This is a genomic window from Sphingobacterium sp. E70 (assembly GCF_019285695.1).
Classification (GTDB): domain Bacteria; phylum Bacteroidota; class Bacteroidia; order Sphingobacteriales; family Sphingobacteriaceae; genus Sphingobacterium; species Sphingobacterium detergens.
This window is the reverse complement of the sequence record NZ_CP079104.1, coordinates 6,232,323-6,250,889: the sequence shown is the minus strand read 5'-3', so window position 1 is coordinate 6,250,889 and position 18,567 is coordinate 6,232,323. Positions and strand designations below refer to the sequence as shown.

Annotated in this window: 27 protein-coding genes, 1 tRNA gene and 1 pseudogene; 17 read left to right on the top strand and 12 right to left on the bottom strand. The window is 39.4% G+C overall.

Annotated elements, in window-relative coordinates; translation table 11 throughout:
• Nucleotides 1–8: 8 nt before the first annotated feature.
• The 3 genes and pseudogenes from KUH03_RS47770 to KUH03_RS44710 form a co-directional block, all read right to left on the bottom strand.
• A pseudogene (locus KUH03_RS47770) lies at nt 9–583 on the bottom strand (cation:proton antiporter).
• A 428-nt stretch (nt 584–1,011) separates the two neighbouring features.
• Nucleotides 1,012–1,236 (bottom strand): hypothetical protein, encoded by a 225-nt coding sequence (locus KUH03_RS44715; RefSeq protein ID WP_257090961.1) that lies wholly within the window; start codon nt 1,234–1,236, stop codon nt 1,012–1,014.
• 14 nt (nt 1,237–1,250) lie between these two features.
• A complete protein-coding gene (locus tag KUH03_RS44710; RefSeq protein ID WP_257090960.1) occupies nt 1,251–1,934 on the bottom strand; it encodes an alpha/beta fold hydrolase in 684 nt (227 codons plus the stop codon).
• A 375-nt stretch (nt 1,935–2,309) separates the two neighbouring features.
• Here KUH03_RS44710 and KUH03_RS44705 point away from each other — a divergent pair, with 375 nt between their 5' ends.
• Both KUH03_RS44705 and KUH03_RS44700 read left to right on the top strand, forming a co-directional pair.
• Entirely contained in the window at nt 2,310–2,630 is a 321-nt protein-coding gene (locus KUH03_RS44705) for a hypothetical protein (protein ID WP_257090959.1), read from the top strand.
• Nucleotides 2,620–2,841 (top strand): hypothetical protein, encoded by a 222-nt coding sequence (locus KUH03_RS44700; RefSeq protein ID WP_257090958.1) that lies wholly within the window; start codon nt 2,620–2,622, stop codon nt 2,839–2,841. The genes KUH03_RS44705 and KUH03_RS44700 overlap by 11 nt, the downstream gene beginning before the upstream one ends.
• 327 nt (nt 2,842–3,168) lie before the next feature.
• On the opposite strand, the gene KUH03_RS44695 is transcribed toward KUH03_RS44700, so the two are convergent.
• The 3 genes from KUH03_RS44695 to KUH03_RS44685 form a co-directional block, all read right to left on the bottom strand.
• Nucleotides 3,169–3,513 (bottom strand): hypothetical protein, encoded by a 345-nt coding sequence (locus KUH03_RS44695; protein ID WP_257090957.1) that lies wholly within the window; start codon nt 3,511–3,513, stop codon nt 3,169–3,171.
• Nucleotides 3,465–4,523 (bottom strand): fimbrillin family protein, encoded by a 1,059-nt coding sequence (locus KUH03_RS44690; RefSeq protein WP_257090956.1) that lies wholly within the window; start codon nt 4,521–4,523, stop codon nt 3,465–3,467. The genes KUH03_RS44695 and KUH03_RS44690 overlap by 49 nt, the downstream gene beginning before the upstream one ends.
• A gap of 215 nt (nt 4,524–4,738) precedes the next feature.
• A complete protein-coding gene (locus tag KUH03_RS44685) occupies nt 4,739–4,927 on the bottom strand; it encodes a hypothetical protein (protein WP_257090955.1) in 189 nt (62 codons plus the stop codon).
• 645 nt (nt 4,928–5,572) lie between these two features.
• Here KUH03_RS44685 and KUH03_RS44680 point away from each other — a divergent pair.
• The 5 genes from KUH03_RS44680 to KUH03_RS44660 all read left to right on the top strand — a co-directional run bounded on the left by KUH03_RS44680 (nt 5,573) and on the right by KUH03_RS44660 (nt 8,333).
• Nucleotides 5,573–5,887 (top strand): serine hydrolase, encoded by a 315-nt coding sequence (locus tag KUH03_RS44680; RefSeq protein WP_257090954.1) that lies wholly within the window; start codon nt 5,573–5,575, stop codon nt 5,885–5,887.
• 32 nt (nt 5,888–5,919) lie between these two features.
• Entirely contained in the window at nt 5,920–6,084 is a 165-nt protein-coding gene (locus KUH03_RS44675) for a hypothetical protein (protein ID WP_257090953.1), read from the top strand.
• Nucleotides 6,081–7,208, top strand: coding sequence for a serine hydrolase (locus KUH03_RS44670; protein ID WP_373564596.1), 1,128 nt, complete (start codon nt 6,081–6,083; stop codon nt 7,206–7,208). Before KUH03_RS44675 ends, KUH03_RS44670 begins: the two co-directional genes overlap by 4 nt.
• A gap of 39 nt (nt 7,209–7,247) precedes the next feature.
• A complete protein-coding gene (locus tag KUH03_RS44665) occupies nt 7,248–7,430 on the top strand; it encodes a hypothetical protein (RefSeq protein WP_257090952.1) in 183 nt (60 codons plus the stop codon).
• A 465-nt stretch (nt 7,431–7,895) separates the two neighbouring features.
• On the top strand, nt 7,896–8,333 hold the full coding sequence (locus KUH03_RS44660) for a hypothetical protein (protein ID WP_257090951.1): 438 nt from the start codon (nt 7,896–7,898) through the stop codon (nt 8,331–8,333).
• An 86-nt stretch (nt 8,334–8,419) separates the two neighbouring features.
• Here the strand turns inward: KUH03_RS44660 and KUH03_RS50130 are convergent, their stop codons facing one another.
• From KUH03_RS50130 to KUH03_RS44650, 3 genes are all read right to left on the bottom strand, one after another.
• Nucleotides 8,420–8,716: a helix-turn-helix domain-containing protein gene (locus KUH03_RS50130; RefSeq protein ID WP_373564913.1), complete on the bottom strand. Its 297-nt coding sequence runs from the start codon at nt 8,714–8,716 to the stop codon at nt 8,420–8,422.
• A gap of 123 nt (nt 8,717–8,839) precedes the next feature.
• Nucleotides 8,840–9,064 (bottom strand): hypothetical protein, encoded by a 225-nt coding sequence (locus KUH03_RS44655; RefSeq protein WP_257090950.1) that lies wholly within the window; start codon nt 9,062–9,064, stop codon nt 8,840–8,842.
• The gene (locus KUH03_RS44650) at nt 9,052–9,480 is read right to left on the bottom strand and encodes a hypothetical protein (protein WP_257090949.1); all 429 of its coding nucleotides are present in this window, start codon (nt 9,478–9,480) and stop codon (nt 9,052–9,054) included. Before KUH03_RS44650 ends, KUH03_RS44655 begins: the two co-directional genes overlap by 13 nt.
• 94 nt (nt 9,481–9,574) lie before the next feature.
• Here KUH03_RS44650 and KUH03_RS44645 point away from each other — a divergent pair, with 94 nt between their 5' ends.
• The 7 genes from KUH03_RS44645 to KUH03_RS44615 all read left to right on the top strand — a co-directional run bounded on the left by KUH03_RS44645 (nt 9,575) and on the right by KUH03_RS44615 (nt 14,782).
• Entirely contained in the window at nt 9,575–10,285 is a 711-nt protein-coding gene (locus tag KUH03_RS44645) for a TonB-dependent siderophore receptor (protein ID WP_257090948.1), read from the top strand.
• Nucleotides 10,282–10,590 carry a hypothetical protein gene (locus KUH03_RS44640; RefSeq protein ID WP_257090947.1) on the top strand — a complete coding sequence of 103 codons (309 nt, stop codon included), beginning with the start codon at nt 10,282–10,284 and terminating at the stop codon, nt 10,588–10,590. Before KUH03_RS44645 ends, KUH03_RS44640 begins: the two co-directional genes overlap by 4 nt.
• A 44-nt stretch (nt 10,591–10,634) precedes the next feature.
• Nucleotides 10,635–11,099, top strand: coding sequence for a hypothetical protein (locus KUH03_RS44635; protein WP_257090946.1), 465 nt, complete (start codon nt 10,635–10,637; stop codon nt 11,097–11,099).
• Nucleotides 10,982–11,542: a TonB-dependent siderophore receptor gene (locus KUH03_RS44630; RefSeq protein WP_257090945.1), complete on the top strand. Its 561-nt coding sequence runs from the start codon at nt 10,982–10,984 to the stop codon at nt 11,540–11,542. Before KUH03_RS44635 ends, KUH03_RS44630 begins: the two co-directional genes overlap by 118 nt.
• An 89-nt stretch (nt 11,543–11,631) precedes the next feature.
• A complete protein-coding gene (locus tag KUH03_RS44625; protein ID WP_257090944.1) occupies nt 11,632–11,817 on the top strand; it encodes a hypothetical protein in 186 nt (61 codons plus the stop codon).
• A gap of 845 nt (nt 11,818–12,662) precedes the next feature.
• Nucleotides 12,663–13,484: a carboxypeptidase-like regulatory domain-containing protein gene (locus KUH03_RS44620; protein ID WP_257090943.1), complete on the top strand. Its 822-nt coding sequence runs from the start codon at nt 12,663–12,665 to the stop codon at nt 13,482–13,484.
• Between the two features lie 299 nt (nt 13,485–13,783).
• Entirely contained in the window at nt 13,784–14,782 is a 999-nt protein-coding gene (locus KUH03_RS44615; RefSeq protein ID WP_257090942.1) for a TonB-dependent siderophore receptor, read from the top strand.
• Nucleotides 14,783–15,214: 432 nt separating this feature from the next.
• Here the strand turns inward: KUH03_RS44615 and KUH03_RS44605 are convergent, their stop codons facing one another.
• Together KUH03_RS44605 and KUH03_RS44600 are read right to left on the bottom strand one after the other, a co-directional pair.
• Nucleotides 15,215–15,346, bottom strand: coding sequence for a hypothetical protein (locus tag KUH03_RS44605; RefSeq protein ID WP_257090941.1), 132 nt, complete (start codon nt 15,344–15,346; stop codon nt 15,215–15,217).
• A 69-nt stretch (nt 15,347–15,415) separates the two neighbouring features.
• Nucleotides 15,416–15,784, bottom strand: coding sequence for a helix-turn-helix domain-containing protein (locus KUH03_RS44600; protein ID WP_257090940.1), 369 nt, complete (start codon nt 15,782–15,784; stop codon nt 15,416–15,418).
• A 180-nt stretch (nt 15,785–15,964) separates the two neighbouring features.
• On the opposite strand from KUH03_RS44600, the gene KUH03_RS44595 reads away from it, so the two are divergent.
• From KUH03_RS44595 to KUH03_RS44585, 3 genes are all read left to right on the top strand, one after another.
• Nucleotides 15,965–16,594, top strand: a complete 630-nt coding sequence (locus KUH03_RS44595; protein WP_257090939.1) for an NAD(P)H-dependent oxidoreductase — start codon at nt 15,965–15,967, stop codon at nt 16,592–16,594.
• A 523-nt stretch (nt 16,595–17,117) separates the two neighbouring features.
• Nucleotides 17,118–17,675, top strand: a complete 558-nt coding sequence (locus tag KUH03_RS44590; protein WP_257090938.1) for a M60 family peptidase N-terminal accessory domain-containing protein — start codon at nt 17,118–17,120, stop codon at nt 17,673–17,675.
• The gene (locus KUH03_RS44585) at nt 17,597–18,379 is read left to right on the top strand and encodes a M60 family metallopeptidase (RefSeq protein ID WP_257090937.1); all 783 of its coding nucleotides are present in this window, start codon (nt 17,597–17,599) and stop codon (nt 18,377–18,379) included. The genes KUH03_RS44590 and KUH03_RS44585 overlap by 79 nt, the downstream gene beginning before the upstream one ends.
• 109 nt (nt 18,380–18,488) lie before the next feature.
• Here KUH03_RS44585 and KUH03_RS44580 read toward each other — a convergent pair.
• Nucleotides 18,489–18,562, bottom strand: a tRNA-His gene (locus KUH03_RS44580).
• Nucleotides 18,563–18,567 lie beyond the last annotated feature (5 nt).

Below are 18,567 nucleotides of genomic sequence, written 5' to 3'. Positions count from 1 at the left end.
TGCGCTACTCAAAAATCGTGACTACGGTAGGAGAGAAATAATCCACCACTTACCACGGCCAAAACTCCGGAAGCATGGAGCTCCTCTGCCGCTAGATACATGGAGAATGGTGCGATAAAAGTCAGTAATATATCTGTATTCGGATCGGTTGGCAAAATTTTGTGCATTTTCAAGAAAATATACGCAAGTGTAAGTCCAATACCTACGCCACCGACACACATCCAGACAAAGCTTCCTGCAGCCTCATACCATACAAATTGCCCCGTTGCAGCAGCAATCATAGCAAATCGGAAAATAATCAGTGAAGAAGCGTCATTCAGTAAGCTCTCGCCCTCGAGAATTGAAGCCAGTCTTTTGGTACTTTTACAAATTTTAAAATTGCACCTGCGCTTACTGCATCAGGAGGAGAAACGATTCCACCCAATAAAAATCCCAAGGCTAAAGAGAATCCGGGGATAAAATAGTTTGCGAAAACTGCAACCGATAATGCGGTGAAAAACACAACGACGAAAGCAAAACTGAAAATAATTCTGCGCCATCGCCAGAGTTCCTTCCAGGAGGTTGACCAAGCTGCTTCATACAATAATGGTGGTAAAAAATAATAAATATTAATTCAGGTTCTACTTTTATAGGCGGTACTCCCGGAATAAAGCTTATTAAAAGTCCCGCCAACACAAGCAAAACAGGGTATGCAACCTGAATTTTTTTAGCCAGCATAATGAGCATGGTAATCAACAGAACCAAAAAGAGATAGAATGCGAAATTTTCTAACATGTATTCGTTTTAGATACATAAATATATATTAAATTTTTAAAAACATTTAAAGCTCATTTAAAATTTAAACCGAGTTAAAAGCTGCGATCTCCGTTTTAGGGATATCGTTCTCTTAGTGACTGGAGCGGGGCCTAGGGAAGCATAAAACACCTTTCCATTCTGTAGCCAAGAGTCAACCCCAACGAGTTGGCTCTTGGCTACGATAGCATAAAAATGAAGTTGATCTGTCAGAAAACACTAAAAAGTTGGTGCCGTAGTTTTTAGGTCAGAATTCAGGAAGTCATCAATCATCGGAACTAACCAATCCATGCGGTACATCATACCGATATGTGTAGTCCCCGGTAGGATGGCTAAACGAGATTTAGGTAATCCATGTATATCACCCATTTTCCCACCGCCCAAGGCACGAAATAATGCTAATGCATGTTCATATTGTATGCCATCGGCATCACCAATGGCCATAAATAGGGGCGCTTTTATTTTTTTGCTTCTTTGGACCAGTCGTAAGGTTCCAGGTCAATACTAATTACTTTCTTTACAAATTCGGGGAAATGTTTTGGATCATTGCCAAGACTGTCGTATTGCTTCTCAATGGGTGAACCTTTAAATATATCCGCAGTTATCGATGAATAAGATGCTTCGACATCGGGCCACCATCCATCATGTGCGTAACTGCCGGACAGCACGATAAGTCTTCGTACCTGCTCGGGATGACGTATAGCCATTTGAAAAGCTACGCCACCACCCATGCTGTAGCCCAATATATCGGCACTATCTATTTGAAGATATTTCAATAGACCGGATACATCATCGGCCATCCCTTCATAACTGATTTTTCGTGCAATGTCTCTGGTACGTCCATGTCCCTGCATCTCCGCGACTATTACTTTCCGACCTTTAAACATGGGGATAGCATGAGACCAGTTCAATGGGATCGTCATATAAGATCCGTGAAGCAATACAAGAGGTTTGCCCTCGCCATAAACTTCATAATACATTTTTAACCCATTTACATCCACATAACCCGTTTCTGATGGTTTAGCTGATTTAGCAACTGATGAATTTTCTGAAGTACCTGTTCGATCGTTCGTGTGTTGACAGGATAGCAATAACCCAAAAACTAGTGTTATTATTAGCCCTAATGTCTTTCTTGTTTTCATATTTATTTGATTGTTAAAAGTTTATAAGCAAATCTATTCATTTTTGATATTGAGTTTAGACCGGATATCCGACAATTTCAAGGGGAAAAACGACAAAAGAATAAATACCCGATCAAACTAGGGTAATAATTATTATCAATTCAAATAAGAGGGTAAAATAGAACAAGGTAGACAAGACATGCTCCTTATTGTTTTAGTGCCGTTGACACTTTTACTTCTTAGTGGATATTTTAAGGAGTTTGCATTTTAAAATTTGGAGAAATTGAAAAACGTAAGATGTTATTGTACACGTACTATTTTCACTATTTTAGTGAAAGAAAGAGGAGCATCAAACGTTACAATATATTTAGATACAATTAGGATAATCGGTCAACCATGGGAAATACCGTTGCGAAAATGTTGGAAATGTATGGGCTTAGTACAGATGAGAGTTTGATCGATAGCTTGGACGCTACTTGGAGTGAAAGCGAAATAAAGGAATATTGCTGGCGTGTACTAAGGACTTTTCCTGATTTAAAAAAGGAAAACTGGTCAACAGGAATAGAAGGAGGGGATTACATCTACAGTTTTTCCGGTCATTATGTGTTTATTACAGACGATATCTGGAGTTTCAACCTGATTGCCGAGAGATCGGTGCTGAAGTTATTGGTCGAACAAATGGTTGAGTTAAATAAAACAAAGCATTATGATATTTAACATTGACAGGTGGATCCGTAATATTAATAAGGGAACTGCGCGATTTGTAAAATCGGATGACGACGTCGAAAGCTGCCTTTTGCTTTTAAATGGTAAAGATGTGACGCCATTTATGGCCAATGGGAAGGATGATGTACTTCTAATTGGTGATGGCGGAATTAATTTTGTCGTGCTATTATTTGGGTCTAAAGATGTAATGACCAATACATAAATCAACTCTATTTTGACTACATCAAAAGAGATCTCATACGGTACAATAGGCATATCATAGAAAAAAGGGACTATAGTTCCTCTTTTCTATGATAACGGCTAAAGTCAGTTAAAAAAATCAACAAATTAAATTCGTTACTCCGCTACACAACGGATTGGAAAAGCCTGAAATTTATTCATAGTATTATTATCGCCGGGTGTATTTACCATCATACCCGTAGAAGATCCCTGAAGATAATAGATATTATTTCCCTCGGTATAACTTGTATGGAAATAGGCAAATTGTCCGCGCTGTTCATAGCCCAGGGGAGCATAAATACCTCCATAGTCATGTGTTTGAACACGTCCCGACAGGAAGGGTCAATTTTACATTTTTGTTGCGGATACTGGTCAGTACTTTTGCAGCACTATAATTCGTCTGGCTAGCGGCCCATAAGCCAATATTACTTGCTGTTGTGCCACTGATCAGGGATTCGGCTTCTCTTTTGGTGGGGATACGGTAACCACTCGGACATGGGTCAGTAGCCGTTTTTACTGGAGCAATTTCAGTTCCACTATTCCATGCATTATCGGGTTGTACAATGTTTGAACTCCAACTCGATACACCGGGCCAATTTGCTGTCCCTATTGCTGGTATCCTTCCCCATTGATAAAAATTACCATAGAGATCCATGATTGACGGATCCTGATCGGGGTCGATGTTGGAAGTTGAACCAGGGCGCCCAAGTCATAACGCATCCAGACGACACCGTTGATACGTGCTGCTTTTTGTCCCTGATGATCCAGAAAAACATCTTTTGGATTGATACGGATTCGGAGATCATATTTCACACCTGGGTTGATGACTACGTTATTAAGGGCTACAATATTCTGTTGTGTCATAGGACCTACCGTAATAGATGCTAAATTCAGAGTGCCTGTAACTGTTATCGCATTTAAGATCAATGGTGCCGAAACAACAGTTCCCGCATTAAGTGCTTGAAATATGATCGGAGCATTCCCGATCTGCCCTGATTGTGCTGGTGTGCCATTAGACAATTGAATAGCTGTTGTCGGGTAATGAGGAGTAATAGAAGCAGTTATGGCAGTAACATCGTATCCCGTTGCCGAAGCGTCAATGATTGTGGTGATCATGCTCATCTTATGTGTCAATGTAATATCCACATAATTGACCGTATTGCCACTGACAACCATATTATCTTTTTTGTAATACATCAAGTCGGCACTGCCGGAAAGTCCCTCTAAACTTGATGTCACTAATGTTTTGTTCGCTGGATTCGCAAAGGTTATTGGCGGAAGATCTGTAGCGCTGTTTACGGAATAAGCGACAAAGGTATAACTTTGTCCGCCATCTAAACTCAATTGTAAGGTGTTACCCTCATTACCACGAATATAATCCCTTTCGGTGACGTATTCACCTGAAGATTTATACACAGCCATTTTATAGCGTATTCCCGGATCAAGCGGTTTTGTTTCTGTACTGGCTTTGGTACTTGCTTTTGCGCCTATAGGCTCATACGAACTTGCTGGAGCCAGTTCAGCCTCCAGGGTATATTCACCATTGAAGGCAACCTCCTGTCGTTGGATCCTGCTCATTTCTGTTGCAGGAATCCCTGCTGTGGATTTCTTCTCTATACTTTCCTGATTGTCATAATGATTACCAAGTATATTGACTTTAACCACAGCCTTCTCTGTTGAGACAGTAGGATGATCATCTTTCGTACGACAGCCAATTAGGGCAAATAAAACAAAAAAAAAAACGCACCCATTTCCATGGTAGAATTGATTCTGTTGTTTAAAATCTTATTTTTCATTTTTTCTCTTTCGGTTACTAATAAGTCCCTTAATCAATTATTTGTATCAAATAATCCTTTTATCTTTATTACGATCAGAAGTATCTACCAATCTAAGTCGGCTGAAGCTTCTGGCATTTGCTGCCATTCCGTACTTACGCTATTATTAGGTTTGGTGGTTGCGGAATCTGCGGCGATGCCATTCTCCATTTTCACTTGAACGGTCTTAATTTGAGGTCGCTCGTACTTCTCCTTTGTCGAATCGACAAGTTTGTTTCTATTTGAGGTTCTCATTATTCAATTTTTTATAGGTTTACTATTGCTTGATGATTGAGGTCGTAAATTTTGTTGTGTTATATCGTTGTCAATTAACTTAACGGAATGCAATGGAGGATTCCAAAGAAAATCGGCTAAGAATGACACAGTTTTCATGACCGTAGATTTTATCCAAATTTACAGAAGATCCAAATGAGGGAAAATCGCTAGTACTAGCGATTTTTTGCTTTGCATTTTAGGTTTGTAGATTTGATGTTGGATTCGTTGTTGTATCGTTCGATTCTGAACATTCGGTGTCCGATTATGATCAATCTCTGATTATAAATATGTTTTAGTGTGCTGTTTAACAGTAGTATACTGTTTTGGCAAGCGAGTTGATAAGGAAGTTAATCGAGAAAATTGTGTAAAAGATGACGCGGAAGCCATCGCCTTTTTGTCACAAACACCAAAAAAACGACATGGATCATGTTATTCGGCGTCTTAAACTTAACATATTATGAAAATCATAAAATCTTTACCTATTGCCCTTATTTTCGGACTAATGGTCTCAACAGCTTGTGCGCAAACCGAAAGTCAGCTCCAAAAAGAAATTTCCGGGGTTGAATCAGGGCTGATACCACCTGTACGCTTTGTGGGGAGCGATCTTGGGATATTGCCTCACGCATGAAGTTTTATAATATTCCCGGTGTGAGTATAGCTGTTATCAAAGATTCTAAGGTCATCTGGAGTAAGAGCTACGGCGTTGTAGATCTTGAGTCCAAGGCTCCAGTCACCGCTAAAACATTGTTTCAGGTTGCTTCGATGAGCAAGCCTGTCAGTGCTTACGCTGCGCTCAAGGAGGTAGAGCTTGGTAAATTAGCTACAGATACGGATGTGAATTCATTCCTAACGTCGTGGAAAGTTCCAGACAACGAATGGACTAAAACGAAAAAGTCACCCTCAAGAATATCGTCAGCCATACTGCTGGTTTTACAGTAAGTGGATTTCCGGGCTATAAGGTAACGGATCCGATGCCCACGGCAGTGGAGGTGTTGAATGGAGGAAAACCCGCCAACACCCCTGCGGTATTTGTCGATAAGCTTCCTGGAGCAAATTTTCGCTATTCAGGAGGTGGATATACGGTAATGCAACAGATGCTTATGGATATCGAAGGAAAGATTACACAAGCATTATGAATGAGAAAGTGCTGCTGCCATTGGGAATGAAGAATAGCACTTTCGCACAACCACTTCCAGCTACACAAGCAGAGTTTGCCGCCACAGCCTATTCCGAAGATGGAAAGCCTGTTGAAGGAAGATATCATGTTTATCCGGAGCAGGCTGCTGCAGGATTGTGGTCTACAGCTGAAGATTATGCCAAGTTTGTGATCGATATTCAACATACATTGGCAGGCAAAAGCAGCACTGTTATTTCCAAAAGGACAGCAGAAGAGTTTACCAGCCCTTTCATTGAATCCTTTATCGGTCTAGGGCTGTTCATTGAAAACTATGCGGGAGCTGTTTACTTTTGTCATGGTGGCTGGAATGAAGGTTTTAGTTCTTATTTTATAGCAAGCAAGACAAGTGGTGACGGGGTTGTCGTATTGACAAATACCAACAAACCTCTATTTATCAACGAACTCGTTCGCGCGGTCGCTTTAACCTATCAATGGCCCAATTACATTGCTCCAGCTAATAAAATTTTACCATCAACCGCACAAGAGCTAAGCTCCTATATCGGACGTTATCGTGCCGATAAATATGGATTAATCAAAGTCTACAAAGAAAATGGCAAACTGATGGCCATACAGAATCTAGACGCCCCTGTCGAACTGATTAAAGTGGGGGTAGACACATTCGCGATGCATGACTGGGATTATAAAATGGCCTTTGTAAAGAATAAAGCTACAGGTAAGCAGGAGCTTGTTCAGGTTTTGCGTGATAAAACAATCCATGCCAGAAATCCAAAACTTAATGCAGGCGATGTTATTCCGCTGGAGCTGATTTTGGAAGGTCATTTTGAACAGGGCGTAAAAGCTTATCAACGTGCAAAACAAGAGGATAGTGAGCATAGGCTGCTTTCAGAAGGTTTTCTGAATGGTACAGGTTATGAGCTCCTTTCTCAAAAGAAATTGATCCAGGCGATCGATATTTTTAGGGTCAATACGATTTTATATCCGATGAGCGAAAATGTATATGATAGCCTGGCAGAAGCTTATCTGAAAGCGGGCAAAAGAGACAAAGCAAAGCAGAACTATATAAAGTTGCTTGAAATCAATCCTAAAAACGAAAAAGTAAGTAAGATTTTAGAAACCTTATAATAAAAGTGTAATGAACCAATTTTTTGCTAATTTGCACCCATGTCAATGCAAGCAAATACCTATCAATTATTTTCCAAAGAGATTCTATCGACCTGGAAGAACCAAGATGTGTCCTATATTAAGGTAGAAGAGTTGTCTACCATCGAGGGGATCACCTTTTTTGAGCTGATACCTGATTCGGAGCTTTTGGATGGGGAGAACTCGATACACTTTATGCGATAGATTCGGAGGATGTCGATGATATGCTATTATTCAGTAAGAATGTTAAGTTTGTCGTCCACAATATTTATTTGGAAGAGGATTAAGTGGATTGGACGGTTCTATAATACCGTTATGTCAGTTTTTTTTTTTTTGTAGCAAGGAGGGTATGTTTTACGTATTATGTAAATAACACATTATATAGTAAACCTGATAATTATGAAATTAATCCGACTATTTTTCCTGATAGTTCTTTGCGTAGCTTGTAAAAAGATAATCAGTCCTACGAAGAGCACTATAAAAAAGCCGATGCGAAACTTGTTGAAATAGAAAAGTTGGTCAAAACATCATCTTGTAACGATCTTAGCAGTTTGCAAATTGATAGTGTTATTGGAGGGTATAATGGCGGTTACAATAGCGTTTACAAATACTTCCTGTAGGTAATGAGATAAAAATGCCTACAATAAACTAAAATCAGAATATATATCGTTGCTGGAGGCCGCTAGAAAAATAGATGAACGGCCAATATTTGATATGTTAGTCGAATCCGAACCTCATTTTGGCATCGGTTGTATTGATGGTTCTCCAAAAGTACTGTTGGCATCGGATTTCAATCTTGAGCAAACGAGAGAAAAATTGAATACGAATATAAGGGCATTGGAAACTTTCTATGCTAATCCAATCTGTCATAACCCGAGTAATTGGTATGCGCTACCAATAGCTAAAGACTGCAAATTGAAATATGTGCTATTTCAAAATGATTCAAATAGCGAAAGCAGAAAGGATTTTAATGCTATTTATCGTCAACATAAAGCCTTATCTCGTAGACTGGCTAAATTAGATCCCAACTATGTAAAATGTGAAAATTTACTTGCTTCTCACAAAAACGTACGTTGTGAAAACAATAAACCGGTGATAGAAGAATAGCAGATTGCCGTAATTTTTATTTTATGGAATATTTCTCAGCATCCGGATTGACAAGATTGAGTTTCTGTATAGCTTTTGGAAATTTACTATAATCTATTTGAAGTAATAGAACAAAAGTCGTCTGAATCAATTATCAGACCTTTTAAAAGAAGCTTTTCTTCATGCACAGTATGCGATTTCTTTCGAATCTGATTGGGCGCTATGCCACATTGCTTTTTGAATGCGACGGAAAAGGACGAGGGCGACGAGTACCCTGTTCTGAAGGCAATCTCTTTAATGGATAGATCAGTTGTTCTCAAGAGGGAGATTGCTTCCTGAATATGTACTTGAGTTGCAAATTGGAAGAGACCCATACCGAATCTTTCCTTGAATCCTTTTTCAATTTGTATTCATTGACGCCAAATTTGATAGCCAGTTGCTCGATGGTATAAAATTCACCAGTATTTTTACAATAAAATCCTGAACTGTATAGAAGATATTGGCCTCAGTCTCTCCATAACTACTAATTATATCACTTTGTTTTTTTCTTGATCAATCCATTCAAATAGCAATTGCAGGAGGATCATTGTTCTGCCTTTCATAAAGTATTGTCGTTGAATGCCTGTTTTGCGACAGGATTTCATCTCCTGTAGGATATGAAGCATCTGTGGACTGAGGGGAACGCCCTCTTCAACCAAACGAACAAAATTATTCTTGTCGACCTGGGCGATAAATGAGTCTACCACCTGCATTTCGGCAACAAACTGATGAAAATAGTCGGATTCCACATAGATATCAAAATTGCGATAGGCAATGTCTTTCCTGAAAAATATCTCCACATCGGATTCAGATGGTGTGAAATAGATATAATTGTGCTGCGGCAGATAGCTGTTTTCCTGTTGTTAATGCTATCCTTTAGCACCTGCTGATTCAGGAAAAAGGCAATCTGAATATAGTTTTTTGTAGAAGTTCTATACGTTAATGTGATATCTTGTGCGTAAGTATAAGCGTAATCCCTAATGATAAATTCCGGACTGTCATAGATATAAGTTGTGGTAAAATTTCCCAAAGGAGTTTCTAGATGTTTTATCGTCTGGTCATTTTCGTCCTGATCATAAAAGCATAATACTTCGTCCATCAGTTCCCGATTTGTTTTAATTTCTCCCATATTCTAATGTTTTTCTCCCGAATTCGAAATTTGATTGCCCAAATGTGCTCTACTTTTGCGTTGTAAATTTAATTATATTAATTCTAAATAGAGTATGTTAAAGAAAAGTATTCTCTGGAGCATCTTGGTTTTGCCCACTGTGGTACTGGCTCAGAGCGGCAAGACGGAAAAAGAGAAGAATAAAATAAATCCGGCTGTCGACTCCACGAAGGTGGATAGCACAAAATCCTATGTGCTGTCGACCGCGAACGTTGTTGCCAACAGAACAACAATACCATCTTCGACTTTACGTCTGGGCGAAAATCTTTTGGTCACACCGCAAAATATTCAGGTTATAGACCAGCGTCTACTCAATGATCAAATGATATTAACGACTGCTGAAGGTCTGTCGCGGAACGTAAGTGGTGTACGGACGATCACACATCAGGAAGAGGGGAGTGTAGGGATTGCAGTACGTGGATTTCAAGCGTCGAATCTCCGTAATGGGATGGACGTAAGTGGTAGTTTCGGGCCACTACGTGAAGACATGGCTTTCGTGGAGCGCGTAGAATTTGTGAAGGGACCAGCAGGTTTTATGATGGGTAATACACAGCCCGGTGGTTTCTATAATATCGTGACCAAAAAACCATCGGGAAATAATCAACGAACAGCACAAATGACCCTGGGGAGTTACAATTTATTGCGCGCTGCGGTTGATATTGACCAGCGGTTGAGCACTGACGGTAAGTTTTTAGGACGGTTTAACGTCATGGGAACCAAGAAGGAAATTTTCAGCAAAATGTCGCTCACGAACAATTTGTTTTGAACCCATCCTTTAAGTATAATGCCAGCGAAAATACAAATGTAATATTCGAATATATCCTCTCTCAAAATAATTTTGAAGGTGGATTTTCAAAATATGCCTATGGCATCGACGGTTTTAAGGAGGTGAAAAAGAACTTTTCATTTAGCGATCCGATTATGGATCCGACCAAGTCCTGGGAACATAATATCTATGGAACAATCAACCATAACTTTAATGAGGATTGGCTGTTGACAGCACAGTTCGGTTATGTACGGTCTGAAATGGAAGGAGCCTCCTGTATGCGAATTACAATACGATTGCTTTAAAAGATGGTGCTAACGGTGTTAAGAAGGGCGATGTAACACGTAATTTGAGTATCAATGATGCTTTGAATACTTCGACTGTCGGGCAGGTATTTACACGGGGAAAATTCAAAACAGGAGAGGTCAACCACAATATTTTGGCTGGTTTAGATATGGGCAAAAAGTTCTATGTCGCGGATTGGTCTGAAGCAGGTAGTATTGTTGATCCAAGCAAAAAGCTGCCGGTCAATGCCGATGGTGAGGTAATCTTTAATATCTATAATCCGGTTTATGGCAATTTGACCAAGGATATGTTACCGGTATATGACCGCTCCAAATCACTACGGGAACGTGGTGCCAATTATCTATCGGATTACTCATACAGTTCTGTCCATATTCAGGATGAAGTTCGTTTTTGCAGGACAAACTTAGGGTCGCTGCTGGTCTACGGTATACTGCAACAAAGAAGGTATCTATTGCCAATAATGGTAATGAAGTTAAAAATGAAGCATTTACACCGCGGTTTAGTGTGACGGGGTTGTTGACACCTACTTTTACCCTTTATGCGTTGTATGATGAAACATTTCAGGAGCAAGTAGGATTGTTGTTGGATGGAGGGACAGCAGATCCTTCATACGGGCGAAATAGAGAGATTGGGCTGAAGAAAACCTGGTTTCAGAATAAATTGATGACCAATTTGACAGCTTACCACTTGACAAAGACCAATATGCTCACTGCGGCTGGAGTTGACAATCCCGGAAGATTTGAACAATCGGGCGAAGCAACATCTAAAGGTATTGAGTTAGACGTCAATGGGGTTATCAACAAAAACTGGAATGTGGTATTCAATTATGCCTATACCGATGCCAAAGTTACAAAAGATAAGGATCCCAAGAAGATTGGCGGAATGTTGTATGGTACAGCCCGTCATATTAGCAATGCCTGGATAAAGTATACCATTGCAGACGGAATTTAGAAGGTCTCGGATTTTCTGCAGGTTATGAATATCAGGCGAAGCGTGCTACCTGGCCAGTTGTCCAAGACCATAAGTACCTTCCTGATGACTTGTTTTCCATAGACTTGGGGGCGTCCTATCAAAAAAATAACTATCACATTGCACTATTGGTCAACAATGTGACCAACCGTTATAATTACGTCGGTTTCTATCCCGGAGCCTGGAGATATACGCACTATGGATGGCGGGCAGTCAATCCGCAGGGCTTTAGGTTGAACCTGGCCTATAAGTTCTAATACATGCCGTTACACAGTAAAAATTATTTGTCACATTTTACTGAGGGATGTCCAAAAAAATTGGGGCATCCCTATTTTTATGCAGTTCTGCTTACTTCCTGAGATATTCTTATCATACTATTCCATACCAGATGGATCATAAGTAAAAGCAATACATATACAAGTGCATTGATCGGATTTTGGTTTATCTATAGGTTAAAAAATGGAAAAAAATACAAGTCTACCATTAACCAGCTGAAATCTACCTTTATGTACCCTTATAGTACCATAAAGGCACATATCGTTTTGTAACAAAGTAGTACTTTATCTGTGCTTTATCTGTACTGGAGAGGTACTATATCTGTACTGGGGAACTGTTTCGTCGTATGGAGAAATAATTTTATCCGTTTGCAGAGGTTTGTCTTAATCAAAAATATTTATTATTTAAATATAGTTAATATGCTGAATTGGCTTCAAATGACTCCAAATGGATAGGGCAGAGCTATCAAAGTAGCTTCAAATAAATACAGCTAATTCTGGCCGATTTGCTCCATCTGTAAATCGCATTTATAATAAACGATCAATATATAATTTCATGATGATCAACAGGAGAGCTGTCAGAAGGGGAAGAATCGTTACAAAAGACCAATCGGCAATTTATACTTTTGGGATAATTATTTTATCAATGTACCGGTTCTACTCAAAGACCTGATAATCGATTTACTAATTTTTTCACTACTTAGCAATCATTTTATTTCTATTATTTAACCTGTTAGTCAATAGCAAAATGTTTTATTATTTATAATTAGTCTAATTAATTTCATTTATACCATTGGATGTACTATATTCGGCTCCATAATTTTTTTATGGGAATCAGATCTATACCTATTGCAGTAGCGATATTTTCGCTTACAGGAGTCGCCAATGCGCAGACAGCGAGTATCTTTGGTAAAATAACGACAATTGATGGTAATCCGGCGGAGTCGGTCAATTTGACCATCAAAGGAATTAACCGACAGACTCGGACGGATAAAAGTGGGAACTACAAATTTGACCGATTGAAACCTGGAAGTTACCAGATTGTGGCCAGTTTCACCGGACTAAATCCGATTGAAAAGGAAGTAATCGTTGAAAATAACAAACCTGTTATCCTGGATTTCGCTTTAAATGAGAACTACGCACAACTGCAGGAGGTGCTGGTATCTGCTTTCAAAGTCAACCGAACGACCAGCGCTGTAGCCAAAATGCCATTGAACAATATAGAGAATCCGCAGGTCTATAGCACCGTTTCACATGAGCTATTAAAACAACAGGCAATCACAAGTTTTGATGATGCCCTGATCCGCAATGTCTCGGGGCTCAGCCGGACATGGGAATCTACGGGTAGAGCTGGGGATGGCGGCGCATATTTTTCCTTACGGGGTTTTGAAGCACAAAGTAATCTTGTTAACGGGCTTCCCGGCTTATCAAGCGGTATCCTTGATCCGGCCGGAATAGAGGAGATTCAAGTCCTGAAAGGACCTTCTGGGACTTTATTCGGTGCCAGCTTTTATGGGTATGGTGGTGTAATCAATACGATTATGAAAAGACCATATTTTGAAAATGGTGGTGAAATTTCCTACAACTACGGTAGCAATAAGCTGCATCGGGCGACAGTTGATCTCAATGGCGTCCTGAATAAAAAGTAAAACCCTGGCACTCAGGATCAATTCAGCCTATCATCATGAACACAGTTTTCAGGATGCCGGATTTAAAAAATCCTTTTATTTTGCACCATCGTTGACCTATCAGGTAAATGACAGGTTGACCGTTAATCTGATGACCGAATTGCTTGATATGAAAAGGGCTGTCGCTCCCGTTTTTTCCATTCGGATAGGGTAGCACGGCTTACCTTTAAAAATATAGACGAACTAAACCTTGATCCCAAGCTTTCCTTTACAAGCAATGAATTGACGATCAAAACCCACGGACCAATATCCAGGGCGAAGTGCTTTATAAAATCAATGAGAGCTGGAATTCGCAGACTGTTGTTTCATACGGAAAGGTAAAGTCGAATGGAATATACAGCTATATATGGGGTAATCAGGGCAATTTTTTTGACCAGTACTTTCACAATGAAAATCAAAAGACAAGAACTTATGATCTGCAGCAAAACTTCAACGGTGATTTTAAATTGGCCGGTTTAAGGAACAGACTTTTGGTTGGTGTTGACTATTTCTCGAGGGATGTCAAGGAAAATGGGTCTGGTTGGGGGCTTGGACGTAGGGTAAGCCCGCAGGGGGAAATAAAAGGACCATTGGGTGAAAACGAAACAGTATTAGATCCTGTTCCATTGACCAAGGATGCCATAGATAAGTTGCTGGCGGAGACAAAAGCCGGAGATCCCTCCCATATTAAAAATAGTTCATTTAGCGTGTATGGTTCCGATCTAGTGGATCTTACGGATAAACTCTCCGTTATGCTGAGCTTGCGCGCAGATTATTTTGACTCAAAAGGTGATGTTTCTAATAAAGACGATGATTATAGCCAATGGGCACTATCTCCAAAATTCGGTATCGTTTACCAGATCGTAAAAGATAGAGTCTCTGTATTTGCTAATTATATGAACGCTTTCTATAACATTGCTCCAAACATAACCTATGACGGCAATAATGTAAAAATAGGCATAAAGTCATTTAAGCCTGAGCGAGCCAATCAATGGGAATTCGGTGCCAAAGCGAACCTGATCAAAGATAGACTATGGACCACATTAGCATTGTACGACATTACTGTGGCAAATAGGGTGTACAGTACACCAACCGGATCTGTACAAGGCGGGAAGGTAGAAAGTAAGGGCTTTGATTTTGATATTGAAGCACTTCCTTACCAAGGAGTTTCGGTAAAGGCCGGATTTAGCTATAATGATATTCAGATAATTGCCGGAAACGGAAATGATTTCTATAATGAAAAGGACGTGCTCCCGGAGGACAAGGGCCAGGTACTTTAGCAAACCTTTGGGGAAGTTATCAGATTCAGCATGGGAACCTGCGGAATCTCGGTTTTGGAATCGGAGGTAACTGCGGTGGAAAATATAAGGTAATAGACAATAGTGTGACGGGTGTATTTGAACTTCCGAGTTATGCGCTTTTAAACGGCAGTATTTTTTATTCTTTTCATAAATTCCGCGTAAACTTTAATATGAACAATATCAATAATAAACAATACTATATCGGTTATTGGTCCGTTAATCCACAGCAAAAAGAAATTTTGTCGCGACGGTTTCCTATAAACTGTAATTGAAGATTCTTATCAAATTGGAGTAGATTCAACTGAAATCTTTCCAAGACTCCCAAAACGGCAGATCATTGTATTGATTTGTCGTTTTTGTTTCTATAAACAGCGGGATTTTACCGTCGATTTATCTTTCTTATCACACAAGTCAATTGAAGATATTTTCCCTGATTTCACTCATCGTTGTGGCGGATACAGCTGATGAGATTACCTTAGGATTTGAAAATAAGGCTTTCTTATCACTGTTCGTAAAACCATCTATATTCAGGGTTGTGATCAACTGAAGTGCCTCTGTGGCTAGACAGAGAAAGCATTCTGCTAAATAGTTTAATGCGAGATGGGAGCCAGGCTACTTTAAGATCTGTTCCCTATACCTAATTCCCCATGCACCCATGGTATCAATAATCTGATGGAGGCTTTTTCCAAATTCAGTCAGTTCATAATCAACCGATACAGGCATGGTATTATTTTGTGTTCTAGTGATAAGCCTGTTCAGTTCAAGGTCTTTTAGTTCTTTTGAAAGCGTTTTTGACGCCACGCCCTCCACTTGTCTTTTGAGATCCATAAACCGCATTTTACCGACATAATAAAGATGACTAATGATCAAGGTTTTCCATTTTCCATCCAATAGGGACATCGTATCCCTGACACCACGAATATGTTCGTTGCATTCCGGCGCAATTTCAATCTTTTCTTTTTCATAATGCAATAAAAACAAAGGTATAAAATGTTTTATGCAATACTTGGTTACTCCAAAGTAACTAGTTTCCTCTAGGTAACAAGTAGCAATTTGATACTTAATAACTTTTAACTTTGTTGCATCAAAAAATTAGGTGATTCTATTTCAATGAAAGAATTACATTAATTGGAATTTTAAGACGATTAAAAGATAAAAGTTATGTCATTAAAAGAAGCCCTTAATTGGAGATCTGCAACCAAAAGTTTTAACGGAGAAACAATTGAGAAAGAAAAATTGGATCAGATCCTTGAGGCCATTCGCTTAGCGCCAACAAGTTCTGGTCTTCAGCCATTCAAGGTATTTGTGGTCAGTAATCGAGACATCAGAGCGAAATTGACGCCAATAGCCTGGGGACAACCTCAGATTTTACAAGCCTCCCATATTCTTGTTTTCGCAGCATGGGATGCTATTTCCGTGGATCGGGTAGATGGTTTTTTTGAATATAGTAATCAGGTCCGCAACCTTCCTTCAACAGCAACTGACGCTTATAGATTGAACCTTTTGAGGTTACTGGATAAGAAAACGAAAGAAGAGCAATTTATCGATGCTTCGCGACAATCTTATATTGCGTTAGGCTTTGGATTATTGGCAGCCGCCGATCTTAAAATTGACGCAACCCCGATGGAGGGCTTTGACAATAATGCTTTGGATGAACTACTGGATCTAAAGTCGCAAGGATTAAGAAGTACAGTCATGATGGCCTTGGGACATCGTGACGATGAGAATGACTGGTGGTCAAAATTAGATCGGGTACGCAGACCGCACGAAGAGCTATTTATTGAACTATAGATCATTCGTTTAATTGTTAAAAAGGAGCCTGGGCTCCCTTTTTTGTTATTTATTATAGGGGATAGTTTCCTTCCCGTTGGATTAGCCGGAATTGACTTTCTGGAATTCATTTAATCCTGCTCAGCATCACTACCTATAGGGTAGTTTTTTTAATTTTTCACAATTAATTTTTGGAAATTAAAATAATTAATATTTAATTATAATAGCTTGCATGTTTTTGTATTATAGAGTTTGTTGTACACTATAACGTTTTCGGTAATTACGCAATCGTTTGATGAAATTTTATAAAACTTTTCCGCCTATATTGCCACCGATTTTAAACCACGAAATTTCTTGTTATAGAAATTTAAAAATATGATGAAAATACGTAACGGACATAAAAATCTGGGATGGTATTCTTGCGAATAAAATAATTAACACAATTTATAAACTTAATTTAAAAACCAATGAGAAAGAACATTTTTATGTTATTGCACTCTGTTGTATTGCTGTATTTTCATCCTGCAAAAAGGATGCTGGGCGGATGGTTTCTGCTCTTGCTGATCTACAATCCCCAGCACTGGCCATTGCAGACAGCGTACAGATCTTCAAAATTACACCATCGGCATCCACAGAGGTGGATCGGCTACAATTCAGAGCAAATCACAACGATATGCAGGCGACGGGATTTTATGTCGCTCCCAATAGCACAATTACACTGAATGTAAAAATCAATACGGGTACTACTGTTGCCCGTCTGGCAATTGGTACGCCTTTTCGAGATAATATTCGACCTGTTAGACAGTATTTTAATCTTCAGGCTGGAACGCAGACCTTCACGGCTGATCAGTATGGAGGTTTGGTGTATGTGATTTATACCGCCAACAATTACAGTACTCCGGGAGAAATTGAAGTGACCTTTGGAGATGGCTTTATTCCTGTTCCGTATTTTCAGAAGGGAAAAACAACACATGCGCAATGGCTGGTCACACTAGACTCGTTAAAAACAGCGCGCCGGATGTCATGTTCTCTTCTGACCGTACGATTATGGTCGCCAATATGGATGAAGCCCTTTTATATCAGAACGAAGATCAGCAGTTAATTGTAGACCGACTGGACTCTATCATCGGCTTTTCAAATTATATTAGTGGATTGAGCGGAACAAGTGGCGTACATGCAATTCCTTATAACAAACATTTGATTACGGTTAGAGATTCTTCTGCTGGAGGGTATATGGCAGCTGGTATTTCTATTTATTTTACAGAATCTTTATCGTATCGAATGCTGCAACCTAAGTATCTTTCCAATACAAACGGTTGGGGAATCTGGCATGAAGTGGGGCACACTTATCAGCAAAAGGCCTGGACTTGGGGCAATCTCACCGAAACAACAGTCAATGTCTATTCATTGGCCAGCGAAAGAGGATTTGGTATTCCTGTGAGCCGTATAACCGCAAATAATTCCTGGCCAAAATTAGATACTTACTTTCAAAAGAATATAGCAGACCGTAATTTTAATGCGGGTGATAATGATCTAAAAATGATTATGTTCCATCAGTTATGGTTGGCATTTGGCGATAACCTCTATATTAATTTGAGTAGATCTACACGTGAAAATCGACCAACCGTTTCTACCGATGCCGAAAAGATGCGTTATTTTATGCTTTCAGCCTGTCAGATTACACAAAAGGATCTCTCAGATTTCTTTAGAAAATGGGGCTTCAAAGTTGATGAATCTGTGTATACAGAAATCGCTAACCTTAGTTTAACTGCACCGGCTCAGGATATTACCTTGTTAAGGGATTAAATGATTTGATATCATTGTCCCCTACAGCGTCCAAATTGTCTCAATAGGTTTCGAAGACTGGACATATTGAAAATCAAAAAGGCAGATCATTTTAATGATCTGCCTTTTGGGTAAGTAATCGGGCTCGAACCGACGACCCCTAGAACCACAATCTAGTGCTCTAACCAACTGAGCTATACCTACCGTGA

Coding starts and splice junctions, on each gene's coding strand:
- KUH03_RS44705 (WP_257090959.1), top strand. CDS start 2,310: ATGGGAAATACCGTTGCGAAAATGTTGGAAATGTATGGGCTTAGTACA.
- KUH03_RS44585 (WP_257090937.1), top strand. CDS start 17,597: ATGTTCTCTTCTGACCGTACGATTATGGTCGCCAATATGGATGAAGCC.
- KUH03_RS44700 (WP_257090958.1), top strand. CDS start 2,620: ATGATATTTAACATTGACAGGTGGATCCGTAATATTAATAAGGGAACT.
- KUH03_RS44590 (WP_257090938.1), top strand. CDS start 17,118: ATGGTTTCTGCTCTTGCTGATCTACAATCCCCAGCACTGGCCATTGCA.
- KUH03_RS44620 (WP_257090943.1), top strand. CDS start 12,663: ATGGGAATCAGATCTATACCTATTGCAGTAGCGATATTTTCGCTTACA.
- KUH03_RS44665 (WP_257090952.1), top strand. CDS start 7,248: ATGTCAATGCAAGCAAATACCTATCAATTATTTTCCAAAGAGATTCTA.
- KUH03_RS44710 (WP_257090960.1), bottom strand. CDS start 1,934: ATGAAAACAAGAAAGACATTAGGGCTAATAATAACACTAGTTTTTGGG.
- KUH03_RS44650 (WP_257090949.1), bottom strand. CDS start 9,480: ATGGGAGAAATTAAAACAAATCGGGAACTGATGGACGAAGTATTATGC.
- KUH03_RS44595 (WP_257090939.1), top strand. CDS start 15,965: ATGTCATTAAAAGAAGCCCTTAATTGGAGATCTGCAACCAAAAGTTTT.
- KUH03_RS44645 (WP_257090948.1), top strand. CDS start 9,575: ATGTTAAAGAAAAGTATTCTCTGGAGCATCTTGGTTTTGCCCACTGTG.
- KUH03_RS44715 (WP_257090961.1), bottom strand. CDS start 1,236: ATGGCCATTGGTGATGCCGATGGCATACAATATGAACATGCATTAGCA.
- KUH03_RS44655 (WP_257090950.1), bottom strand. CDS start 9,064: ATGCAGGTGGTAGACTCATTTATCGCCCAGGTCGACAAGAATAATTTT.
- KUH03_RS44670 (WP_373564596.1), top strand. CDS start 6,081: ATGAATGAGAAAGTGCTGCTGCCATTGGGAATGAAGAATAGCACTTTC.
- KUH03_RS44685 (WP_257090955.1), bottom strand. CDS start 4,927: ATGAGAACCTCAAATAGAAACAAACTTGTCGATTCGACAAAGGAGAAG.
- KUH03_RS44675 (WP_257090953.1), top strand. CDS start 5,920: ATGCCCACGGCAGTGGAGGTGTTGAATGGAGGAAAACCCGCCAACACC.
- KUH03_RS44695 (WP_257090957.1), bottom strand. CDS start 3,513: ATGGATCTCTATGGTAATTTTTATCAATGGGGAAGGATACCAGCAATA.
- KUH03_RS44680 (WP_257090954.1), top strand. CDS start 5,573: ATGAAGTTTTATAATATTCCCGGTGTGAGTATAGCTGTTATCAAAGAT.